Consider the following 11,710-nt stretch of genomic DNA (forward strand, 5'->3'; position numbering starts at 1 on the left):
ATCCCCTTTTTAAAATTTATAAGATTTCCCCATACACTTTCATTAAATCCATAGCAACTCGGTTCCAATTAAATTCTTTTTCAACCTTACTACGTCCATATTTCCCTAACTGTTTTCTTTTATTTTCGTTATTTAAAAGATTAATTATCTTTTCTGCATATGCATCAGGGTTTTCAAAGTCATTGACAATATATCCATTTTTTCCTTCTTCAATTACTTCAGGATTACCACCTCGATTACTCGTAATTATTGGTAAACCTGCTGCCATTGCTTCGTAATGCACCCTAGCAAGGGGCTCTTGCCACTGTGAAGAGCAAACAAAAATATCTGACATAGCATAAAGTGTTGAAATATCCTTTGGCTTAACAAATTTAATAAAGACTACATGTTCTGGAAACATCGCGCCTAAGGTATATAAGTGTTTTACATAATTATTTACATTGTTATCTCCAAACCATTTTGAACCAATAAAAACCATTACAATGTCTGGATTCTCCTCAATTATTTTAGGAAGAGCTTGTAGCAAAATATGAGGACCTTTTACTTTACTCAAGCGTCCAACAAATAAAACTATTTTTTTATTTTGTAAATTCAACTGTTCTTGCACATAACTTTTAACTTTTGTTCCATTCACAGTCCACGAAGGATAGTACTCATTTACATCTACACCAGAATATACTGTTCTCGTCTTTGCTTTTGCAGCTTGAAAGCGCGAGGTAATTGTTTTTCCTATATAATCACTAACTGTTACAATTTTTGAAACAGCTGCAATACATGCTTCTCCCTCTTCATCACTTATCTTTTCATATGCAAACATTTCATTATGCACACTTAACACGAATTTCGTCTGTGGTGCTGCCTCACGTAAAATTGTAATCCAATTTGGACGATTGCATAAATGAACTACATCATATTTTTCCTGTTTCAAATGTTTAATAACATAAGGGAGATATTCCTCTTCTGGAAACCGTATATACCTTACGCCTTTGTTTTTTTCTTCTGGTTTCAAATTTGGATCTGTTATAGAAATAACTGTCACATTTTTTCCATTTGAAGCAATAATGGAAGCAACAGAATCTATATAAATTTGAATAGCTCCACCTCGTACAGCTGGTACAGGTAGCTTTTCAGTCGAAATTATTGCTATTTTCATTAAAACGCCTCCCTGTTTCATAAAAATACAACCTTCTTCATATGTTACGAAAAAAACTTTGTGTTTGTGATTTATCGACCATTTTTTCATCCTTTATTATGAAAATTAGTCAATAGTACTTTTTCTTCTTAAAGGCAAATGGCTAGAACAAAAATGGTCATGTACCATACAGTAATAAGAGAGTATAAAAGGATGGTGATATATGTGGAGAATAACAATGAAGAAGCGGTGTATACATTATCGCCCGAAGAGGAACAAAAACTAGTAGAATTGGCAGCGACAATGATTCAACATTGGGATATTCAAGCAACTACAATCGAATTAATACAAGGAGGACAACTGGCCTTAGTATGGAAAATTCAAACTGCAGATGGACCATTTTGCTTAAAGAGAATTCATCGCCCCGAAAAAAAAGCTCTATTTTCCATTCACGCTCAAGATTATCTAGCCAACAAAGGCATGCGTGTTCCGAGTATAATCCCAAGCAAATTGAATCAGTTGTATACAAAGCACGGTCCATTTTTATTTGTTGTTTATGATTGGATTGAGGGAAGACCATTTGAGCTTACAATGCAAGAAGATCTTGAAATGATTATGAAAGGGTTAGCAGAGTTCCATGTAGCCTCTATTGGCTATAAGCCCCCACCAGGCATACCTATATTTACAAAACTAGGACGTTGGCCCAATCATTACATTAAAAGATTTCAACAGATGGAGATTTGGAAAACTTTATCCGCAACTATGCCAGATGATCCATTTTCACAGGTATATTTGGCTGAAATTGATGCGTTTATTTTAGAAGCAAAACAAACACACCAAAGACTATTGGAATCTGAATATACTAAATGGACCGATGAATTACAAACATCCCCAAATTTATGTCATCAAGATTATGGAACAGGAAATTCCTTATTAGACCCAAGTAATCAAATTTGGGTAATTGATTTAGATACGGTTTCTTACGATTTACCTATTCGAGACTTGCGTAAAATGATTATTCCTCTATTAGATACAACTGGTGTTTGGAATGAAAACCAATTTAAAATTATGATTAACGCATATGAGTCAGTTTCTCCTTTAACAGCTGAGCAGAAGAAAATTATGTTTATTGATATGTTATTTCCATACGAATTGTATGATGTAATTCGCGAAAGATATGTTAGAAAATCGCCTTTACTTGCTGATGAACTTTTTGGAGCTCTAGAATATGAAAGGATTAAGTCAAAAGCTTTAAATATATTAATAGAGGAATTTTAATACGCAATACTAAGATTTCTAGTGTGAAAATTACCATTATTATTATTAAAGATAATAGTTTTATTTTATAGTGACATAGAACTTATATAGATGATTCTCGTGCAAAAAGAGAATCAAGCGCATAGATTCCTAACGGAATTGTATCTTATACTGCAAGTCCAAATAATTAATGGATAAATTCTTTCTGATTTTGGACAGACTGATCCCATAATTCACCTGTTCTTTTTAACTATATGTATAGCTTATACTCCAGAAAGAATGGATGTAGATGTTTCAAAATATTTTAATCCTAGCATAAAGTGCTGATCTTGCTCTACTATTTTATTCAAGTGCTTTTGTTTTCTAAGTCGCATACCACTAGGTATGCTTTTTTCTTTTTTCAACCGTTCAATTGCTATACATCAATATGTATTATTAACAACTGTTGTAATACAAAGTTTTAAAACATAAAAAGACTGCTAGGCTTTCTTGAAAAAGCGCTTTGCAGCCTGCCGGTCTCTTATTTTACTTAAATAAATCATTATCAGGAGAATCTGCAGGTTTGCAGGTTCTTTTTTGTAAAATGAAAAAGTAGGGGATTTGCTATATTGTTATTTAGCTCTTAATACCTTGGGGAAATGTAAATACATTCAAAGGATCATACTTTTTATTTATCTTCCTTAAACGTCCAGCATTCCCCCCATAATAAGCAAACATATATTCTTTTAATTCACTATAAGGAAAATTTATAAAGGAACCTTCGGTTATAGTTTGTATATAGTTAAATCTTTTTTCCACCCATTGAACTCTATAAGGGGCCACGTCACACGTCCATCAAGCTAAGGTTTTGAAGTACACTTAAACGAAAATTTTCTTTCTCTACAGGTATTTACTTTGAAAAGTCACCTAGATTCACTGGTATTTCCTGTGGAAAACAAAAATAGAGTAGCCGAAGCTACTCTATTTTTGCCTTCCCGGTAATCATGTTTCAATATACTAGTACGACTTGACGTCAATTGCACTATCTGCGATTTCGAATGAATAACATTACTTAATTCAAATATTGTTATATTATTTATTAATTAAATGAATTCAATTTCCAATGTTGTTCCTAAAGAAACTAGAAACGTGGGAATAAATTTTTTTAGTTTATCATTGTAAAGCAGTAGTAAAAAGCCCAATGGAACATTGAAAATAATAAGTTGAAATTCAATTAATGACCATACAACGACATGAATTTCTAAATTATTAAGATAAAAAAATATAAACAATTAACGGTTTACATATACTTTCGTTTAAACAATGATTTATTCTCAAAAACATTGTATTATTATTGCTTAATTAGTTTAGAGTTTTATGTCCCGTTATTGAGACATGAAAGTACCTACAAAATTTATGATAATGGCTATTTATCAACGATTGTTCATAAGATTTTAGTTTAGACTTTCATGTCTTTCTACAAGAAATGTACAAAGACATGAAAATGGATACTTTTTAGACAAGAAAGTGGATACTTCTATTCCTATCATTGTTTTAGGACAAGAAGGTGGTTGCTTTTTTATAACGGAGTTGCTTCTGTTATATATAACTACGTGTATCATTATCATGATTTTCAATATTTGTATAACAAATCTAATATGTATAAGAAAAGAGGATATATGCTCATATATTGAACATAATACCCTCCTCTTAGTTTAGTCTATTTAAACGGAATTCTGAAACTCTATTTTTATTTTAGAAAGGACAGCATAATTATCTGTGTGCTTTTTTCATTTACTATTTTAATAACTATGTTGTTAAACTTCCTCTAACAGCAACCACTTTCACCATTAATATCAAATTAACTTCAGTGCTTTCAGTAAGGCGTGTTCTCTTGACTTGACATCTTCTTTTGAAAAATGTGCATCTGGAAACATAGAAGACAAATGATGGTACCCAGGGTAAACATGTAATTCCACTAAAACACCATCAAAAATCAGTTGTTTCGCAAATATTAAGGCTTCGTCTATAAATAAATCAATGGTACCTATATTCATATAAGTCGGTGGTAACCCAGCCAATGACTTTGCACGTGCAGGTACGTAATATTCACTTACTTCCTCCAAACCTAGTTCATGCCCTAATACGGATTTCCAGCCAAAATAATTACTTTGTTTTGTCCAAATAAATTCCCCTGCATAGGGATGCTCTGGTGCAATACTCGTACGGTCATCTAGCATTGGCCTTATTAGTCTAAGATGATGGATTTCGAATTCCTTCTGATCACGAATGTATAGGGCTAATCCAGCTGCCAATCCGCCGCCAGCGCTGCTACCCGCAAGAGCAACTTTCTGCGTATCTATTCCTAATTCCTCCGCATGTTCAATACACCATTTTAGCCCTGAATAGCAATCCTCGAGTTGACTTGGCTGAATATGCTCAGGTGCCAGGCGATAATACACAGATACACAACAAAAACCATGTTGTACAGCTAATGATGCATTGCTTGAACGATCAACGGCTGGGCTTCCTAAAACCATTCCACCACCATGGATCGAATAAAATAAGGGCATTCTATAATACTTTGATTGGGTTGGTTTAATGATTTCTATTCGAATATCCGGACCACCAAAATAACTTGGCACAACCTTTTCTTCAAATGTGACAGGGAACATCTGTGTTATATCTATTTGTGGCATCATTTGTGATTGATTCTTACGTGATTCCATTAGCGTAGATTGGGTAAGTGCGTTTGTTGGTATTAAATCAACTGCCCTGATAATTTCTGGATCAATCAAATGTCTACTTCTGCTTTTTTGCTCCGCCATAGTAAAAATCCCCTCACTTTCTTGTTATAAACATAATTTAGTATTAAAATTTCATTTTGTTTTAATCATGAAACAGGATCTATCCAAACCGTTATAAAATCTTTCTAAGAAATAAAAGTCGGCCACCACATGTATTGTTATATCGTTTTTTTATGTTGCTGACATGCTGTCTATTCATATTTTAAAGTGCCAAATAATCTTCTTAAATGGAAACAATGATTTAGAATCATTGTTTCCTATTTTTTTATATAAATAAACAATTTGGTTCTGTTGCAAAGTTTGTTAAATATTATCTGATTTTGATTAAAAGCACTTTGCAGTCTTCAGGTCTCTTGTTTTGCTTAGGTAAAAATCGATTGTATTTTCTTTAAAATCAACAGCACAATACAGATACTTCCATTGACTTTTAACTTTGATATAGGTTTCATCGACTCTACAGGAGTCATTTATTTTTTTAGGTGATATCGGATTCGTTTGTCGAATTTAGAACTGTACTGATGAATCCAACGGATAATCGTTATATAAGAAATAGATAAGCCCCGTTCCTCCATTATTTCCAATGAATCACGAAAACTGAGGTTTTACCGTAGGTACCATCTTACCGTTAACAAAATAAGACTGAGAATGCTTTCATTTGAATACATTTTCCTTTTCCATACCAATCACGCACTCTTTCTAAAGTAATAGTATCAGTATGTCCAAGATTTATAGATTCATTGCAATGGTCCTTAAATTTTTGCACCAGAATCAATATAACTGCCCTCAAGATGAAGACTTACTTTTCGTAACAAATTATAAAAGGAAATATACGCAGTTAACTGTTAGAGCTATAAAGAAGTTAAGTGATAAATATTTAAGTGCATTTGATGAGAAGCATAGCCCTCATAAACTGCGCCATACCTATGCTATAAATCACTATAAAGAAAATAAGGATCTGGCATTGTTACATAATTAACTTGGTCATACTTCTGTAGAGGTGACCAGTATCTATACGAACATCAATAATGAGAAGAAACGTGAGGCGATTGAACGTTTAGAAAGAAGGCAATTCGAACAGTATCAACTCATACATTTTTATTAATCAAACTTGCATATTTTACGTAATACAAAATGTATGTTACAATATCCTCTTCATCCTTAATTAACCAGGGCTTTCGTCCGTTTAGGAAACCATCGTAATAAAAACTACTTTCTACAACTAACAAAATATTTTTACTAATTCTTCTGCGCAAATTTTAATGTATCAATGCTGGATATCACGAAAAACCTCCTCCAATTTTTCATCTGCACGGTCTGAGAAAAACATATCTAAGTTAGCTTGAGTAATGGCTGCCATTTCTCCGGCGTATGCAAACATTTTGTCTTCATAGATTTTAATTGCATCATCCAAATTAGAATGATTAATGATGGACAGCGCTAGTTCTGCGCCATCCAGCATGGCCAAATTTGCTCCAGCACCAGCAAAAGGAGACATTAAATGAGCGGCATCACCGATAAGCGTAACTCCAAATCTATTTTCCCATCGGTGATGCACAGGGAGCATATAGATTCTTCTAGGAATTATTTCTCCATTAGCACATAAAATATATTTTTTTAAATCGTCTGACCAATCATCGAAATATTCCAATAATTCTTTTTTAGCCTTCTCTGGTTCATGAAAGGGAATGCCACATTCATCTAAAAAACTGTAATTCGTTCGGAACCCTAAATAGATGCGAATTCTACCGTCACCGTTTACTTGAGCCACAAGTGTTTTATTGTCCCCCATTGCAAACATGGAGCCACTGCCATTAAATTTTAATATGTCTGGATGCTGGTCAGCGACATTCATTATACTTAATTCAATCATGCTAATACCAGAGTATTTGGCACTGGCCTTGCTTACCAGAGGTCTAATTCGCGAGAAAGCACCATCAGCTGCAATGACAAGATCCACAGTAACTTTTTCTCCATGTTCGAATTGAAGTTCATATTGATGATTTGCCACAGGGACAGCCTGAATTAACTTATAGCCCCATTGAACGGAATTGGGGTGTAGAGAATTTAATAGCAAATTTCTTAGATCAATTCGGTCAATCTCGGGCCTGGAATTTTCCTCTTTATCCTGGAAATCATTCTTATAGCGAAGATGACCATTCTTATTCATAATCCTTAATTCCTGCCCTTCATAACGGCAAACTTTTTCAAACTCTTTCATCAGTCCAGCCACTCGTAGAGCTTTTTGCCCTGTATGAGTTTCCAAGTCAAGCGTTCCTCCTTGAGACCGTTCAGTTGACGAAGATTCACGTTCGTAAATCAAAGGTTCAAACCCTGCTTGCTGCAAAATACGTGCAAGAGTTAATCCACCTGGACCAGCTCCAATAATGGCGATTCTTTTTTTTGAGTTGTACATAATAGTAGCCCCCTTTTGTATTTAATAATAAGCAATGTTCATTTTAGTAGCAATACATGCTTTGTTTGTGAATTAATGTAAACTCGATATACTTATACTTTCCTATTTAGATATGGCAAAGGCTCAAAAAATACCCCCTCATACCTAAATTTTTTATTTAAGGGATTACTTATGCTAATTATCAAAAATACGATTTACCCTAGAAATTTTTGCATCACATTATACCACTTATTTATTTTCCCTTAGTAATACTTCTCCAGATTCTGGTCCTTAAGTTTTTGTATCAGAATCGTCTGTCATGAGACAGTATCTTTGATAAACAATAATTTTTTTATGCAATATTGCATAAAAAAACACCTGTCACTTTTGCTATAATTTCAAGAGTAAACTGTTGCATCCAACATTTTATAATCTTCTATATTTATTAATATAGAAACCCTAATTAAAAGCAAAAAGGGAAGAATATTGGTGGTTCTTCCCTTTTTGCTTATTTTTTTAACAGTCTAATGCTTTATTCTATAGTCTAAACTATTTTTATTAATGAAACTTATTAAAATTCAAACATATAAAACTTGAGTTAGCAAACTAAAGATAAATACTTCATTATTTTTTCTGCTATATTGAAAAGTTCCTACTCTAAATACAATAAGAAAAGCAAGTACCCCAAAACGAAAAAATGGACTAAAATTTCATATACACCTATGAAAAGACCAAATTTTCTTTTTGGGGGCGCTTCAAAATGTTAGCTAGATGGGTCTGTTGCGTAACCTCTACTATCAAATTTGCGTACGCTTTATATAACTACCAAAGATCCCTATCGTATATCCTAATAAACCGACAACTAAGATATCTCCACCATTTGTAAAAAAAGAATTGGATAAAAGGATGGATGTTTTTTCATTAACAAATAAATGCTTTATAAATGGTGTGATTGCCAATAGACGTACTAAAGCATAAAACAGGATAACTTGCCAACTTGTAATGGAAGCATCCTTAAATATTATTTTTTGACGTTCATCGCCCTTTGATAATCCTTCACCTTCACCTGCTAAGTTGCGTGTAAACAAGCTGAATATTACGACTATAATAATTATTAAAATAATTCCCATTCTAATCTTTCCTTTACAAATAAATTTATTGTTTATGTCTCTAAATTAAGAATTACGCCTCATAACAAATATGTGGCTAATTTGGTAAATTACAGGATATAAAAAGACTAAAAATATTAACGGTTTGTTATGCATATGGTTAAAGTTCCATGTTCCTTCTGATATAAATAAGATATCTACAGTTAATACATACATTATAAAACAACAAATTGATAAGCTTTTCTGTCTGATATGTAAAAACATTTCATCAATAAAATGATCATTCTCTTTTTTATCTTTTAAAATTCTCTTCATGAATAATGATTGCAAAATGAGCGTAGCTACAAATAACGTGGTGATAGAGAGCTGTTGCTTCTGATACCACTCAAGCGCAAGTAAACCTATAATCAAAATGTAAAAAATAGTAAACAAGATATTAATTCCATTCTTCATTTGTTTTTTCTCCTCATCTAGCTTTTATAAATAAACAATTGATTAACTGTTACACCAAGATTTTTCGCCAAACTAAAAGCAAGTTCCAATGTAGGATCATATTTATTATTTTCTATCGCATTAATCGTTTGTCTTGAAACATGACATAATTTAGCTAAATCATCTTGGGAAAGTTTTTTTCTCCTTACGTAAAATCCGAATTACGTTCTCCATTTATATATACATCACCCCAAATTTTATCAAAAACTTTTTACATTTTTAAAATACAAACGATGCTCCTCCTACATTTTAGATAGAAAAAAAGCCATCCTTTCCTATGATTCTACAGAAAGAATAGCGTATTTTTCATTTGAGGGTAATTTAATTTCGTTAGATTAATAGTAATTTGGTGAGATTATAACACAATCATCTCTAAATTATAAATCATTACCAATTCAGTTAACTTTTTGATAGTAGGTATCACTGCAATTAATCAATTATTATACAGTAGTTAGTATATTATTTTTAGTCTCCGGTTGAATCATGTATGTAAGATCAAGGATGATTAAAGAAGATTCTTTATTTCAATAATTGAGTAATTGCTGCTTCAAAATCACATTTTCCATATCCTGCATCAATAGCTGCTTTCATCTGATTTTCCATAACTTCACATACACTGGTATCAATGTTATTATCCTCTAATGTTTTCATTACCGTTTGGAGTCCATGCGTATGAACATCCAAGGATGCGACGGTAACATTTTGGAATTTGCCAGTGTAGTTTTCTAGATTATCAGGCAAGTGGGTAACCAGTTGGTGACCCACCACTGGAAGCGCTGCCTTAATATGTTTGCAATACTCGGAGATAGGTAATTTGTTTCGTATACAAAGCGCTGAACCTAGAAGGGCAAACCAATAAAGACCGAATTGCAGAGCTGACGTGCTCATCTCAATTATTTCTGCAAAGCGAATGTCTGTCCCAACAAAATGTGGCGAAGAAAGTGCCGAAAGTTGATCTTCAATTAGGTCAAAAGCCTCCTTGGGGCCAGAATATACAAGATATGCGCGATGTGTGCCAATATCGTGAGGATAACAAATAATCACACTTTCAAGGGCGATAGCGCCTCTGTCTTTAATCATTTGCTCAAAAATTTGGGCTTGAGTTGGGGTTGTTGTAGTAGTGTTTACAATGATTTTCCCTTTGATAGCTTTCGATTTGCATTGTTCAATAACCTGCATTGCTATCCTATAATCTGGTAAGTTTAACAGAACGAAATCGCAATCTAGAGCGTCATCCAATGATAATTTGAACGTAGCTCCTTCAGCTACAAATGGCTTGGCTGCCGTGGGATTTTTATCGACAATGGTAATAGTATGACCTGCTTTCATAAACGCGCGAATCAGAGCGCTTCCCATAACACCACAACCAACTACAGTAATTTTTGACATAAGCGACCTCCAATATGATTTATTTAGTCCACTTGGACTAAATAAATCATATTACTCATATCAAGTTTCGTCAATGTTTTTTGAACAATCAAAAAGATCATAGCGTAATATTTGCTAGCACAGTATCTATTCTTGACTCATCTATCTTTTCGTGAAGTGAATAAATAAGAAGCCCATCAATAATGATTAAAACTGCTTCTGCCTTATATACCATGTGGTCATCCTTGCCTCGATAAATCTCTTCCAAAACACGTTTGATGGACTCTCTCCAATCGTTATAAACATTTTTGATTGCAGACCTTATTTCCATATTGTATTGACCCATAGTGCTTATTTGCGTGAAAGCCCACGATTGTTTTTGATGACTTATCAAAACCATATCTTTGATGAAATGTTTTACTATCGTTTGTGAACTTTCGTTGAGATTGGCGTTATTTTGTTTATACTTTATGTACCAATGCTCAATCCCCGTTTTATATGAAATAGCAAAAAATTCGATATAAGCCAGTAGAAGTTTCTCTTTTGTATTAAAATAATAGTTGATTTTTGAATGAGCGATTTTGGCCTTTGCTGCGATATCTCGCATAGAAACCTTTAGAAGAGGCTTTTCCTCTAAACATTGCTGAAGTGCATGCAGTATTTCATGCCGTACCTGTTCTCTGTCAACAATAAGTGGCATATCCTTCCTTCTCCTTTTCTAATTTAATGTGCCTGATATCTTTTTCCAATCGATACCTCAACACATGAGATTATAGCACATTATTGACCTGTTTGATCTTGAGCATTTTTGCTTTTAGATACCCATCAATCCAAGATTATATAACTTTAATTTCACGTAAGTTTTTTCTTTTTTTAATATCAGTCCGATTTATTTAAAAATAGGAAAATTTCCATCACCATCCACTTAAAAAATTGATTGTTGTCCAAAACGAAAGAATTGAGCCAAATTCTCATGAACAATTGTAAAAAGTTGGAATTTTCGTTATGGGGATAATTAAAAACCTTAGGTTGATGGGCGTGGGGTACCGCCACATCGCTATCAAGCTAAGCTCATACAACGTCAATTATAGTAGAGGTTATTTCTTTTTTCTAAAGGCTACGTATAGGGAATTTAAAGATTTGCATACGAAATAAACCCTAATGGGTTTCATTT

At 33.2% G+C, this 11,710-nt stretch carries 8 protein-coding genes and 5 pseudogenes; 2 read left to right on the forward strand and 11 right to left on the reverse strand.

The genetic code is table 11. The features are described 5' to 3' along the window. Positions 1-16 precede the first annotated feature (16 nt). The gene (locus tag HFD78_RS26240) at positions 17-1,153 is read right to left on the reverse strand and encodes a glycosyltransferase family 4 protein (protein WP_000684273.1); all 1,137 of its coding nucleotides are present in this window, start codon (positions 1,151-1,153) and stop codon (positions 17-19) included. Positions 1,154-1,306: 153 nt separating this feature from the next. Here HFD78_RS26240 and HFD78_RS26245 point away from each other — a divergent pair, with 153 nt between their 5' ends. Further along, positions 1,307-2,410, forward strand: a complete 1,104-nt coding sequence (locus tag HFD78_RS26245; RefSeq protein ID WP_033668124.1) for a CotS family spore coat protein — start codon at positions 1,307-1,309, stop codon at positions 2,408-2,410. Positions 2,411-2,576: 166 nt separating this feature from the next. Here HFD78_RS26245 and HFD78_RS29705 read toward each other — a convergent pair. The 4 genes and pseudogenes from HFD78_RS29705 to HFD78_RS26260 all read right to left on the reverse strand — a co-directional run. After that, positions 2,577-2,934: pseudogene (locus HFD78_RS29705) on the reverse strand (DDE-type integrase/transposase/recombinase); the annotation flags it as partial. Positions 2,935-3,004: 70 nt separating this feature from the next. Next, positions 3,005-3,193, reverse strand: a pseudogene (locus HFD78_RS29865) (BBE domain-containing protein); the annotation flags it as partial. 1,031 nt (positions 3,194-4,224) lie between these two features. Then, positions 4,225-5,196 carry an alpha/beta hydrolase fold domain-containing protein gene (locus tag HFD78_RS26255; RefSeq protein ID WP_000840476.1) on the reverse strand — a complete coding sequence of 324 codons (972 nt, stop codon included), beginning with the start codon at positions 5,194-5,196 and terminating at the stop codon, positions 4,225-4,227. 306 nt (positions 5,197-5,502) lie between these two features. Further along, a pseudogene (locus HFD78_RS26260) lies at positions 5,503-5,853 on the reverse strand (IS6 family transposase); the annotation flags it as partial. A gap of 88 nt (positions 5,854-5,941) precedes the next feature. Here HFD78_RS26260 and HFD78_RS26265 point away from each other — a divergent pair. Next, positions 5,942-6,277, forward strand: a pseudogene (locus HFD78_RS26265) (tyrosine-type recombinase/integrase); the annotation flags it as partial. 162 nt (positions 6,278-6,439) lie between these two features. On the opposite strand, the gene HFD78_RS26270 reads toward HFD78_RS26265, so the two are convergent. The 6 genes and pseudogenes from HFD78_RS26270 to HFD78_RS26295 form a co-directional block, all read right to left on the reverse strand. Beyond that, positions 6,440-7,588 carry an FAD-dependent oxidoreductase gene (locus HFD78_RS26270; protein WP_097814361.1) on the reverse strand — a complete coding sequence of 383 codons (1,149 nt, stop codon included), beginning with the start codon at positions 7,586-7,588 and terminating at the stop codon, positions 6,440-6,442. Between the two features lie 776 nt (positions 7,589-8,364). Next, positions 8,365-8,697, reverse strand: coding sequence for a hypothetical protein (locus tag HFD78_RS26275; protein ID WP_000511392.1), 333 nt, complete (start codon positions 8,695-8,697; stop codon positions 8,365-8,367). A gap of 45 nt (positions 8,698-8,742) precedes the next feature. Then, a complete protein-coding gene (locus tag HFD78_RS26280) occupies positions 8,743-9,129 on the reverse strand; it encodes a hypothetical protein (RefSeq protein WP_000788360.1) in 387 nt (128 codons plus the stop codon). A gap of 17 nt (positions 9,130-9,146) precedes the next feature. Further along, positions 9,147-9,342: pseudogene (locus HFD78_RS30010) on the reverse strand (helix-turn-helix transcriptional regulator). Positions 9,343-9,687: 345 nt separating this feature from the next. After that, a complete protein-coding gene (locus HFD78_RS26290; RefSeq protein WP_000036710.1) occupies positions 9,688-10,557 on the reverse strand; it encodes an NAD(P)-binding domain-containing protein in 870 nt (289 codons plus the stop codon). Between the two features lie 97 nt (positions 10,558-10,654). Further along, positions 10,655-11,236 carry a TetR/AcrR family transcriptional regulator gene (locus HFD78_RS26295; protein ID WP_001128480.1) on the reverse strand — a complete coding sequence of 194 codons (582 nt, stop codon included), beginning with the start codon at positions 11,234-11,236 and terminating at the stop codon, positions 10,655-10,657. Positions 11,237-11,710: the final 474 nt, after the last annotated feature.

Source organism: Bacillus sp. EKM501B (assembly GCF_011800505.1).
Taxonomy (GTDB): domain Bacteria; phylum Bacillota; class Bacilli; order Bacillales; family Bacillaceae_G; genus Bacillus_A; species Bacillus_A cereus.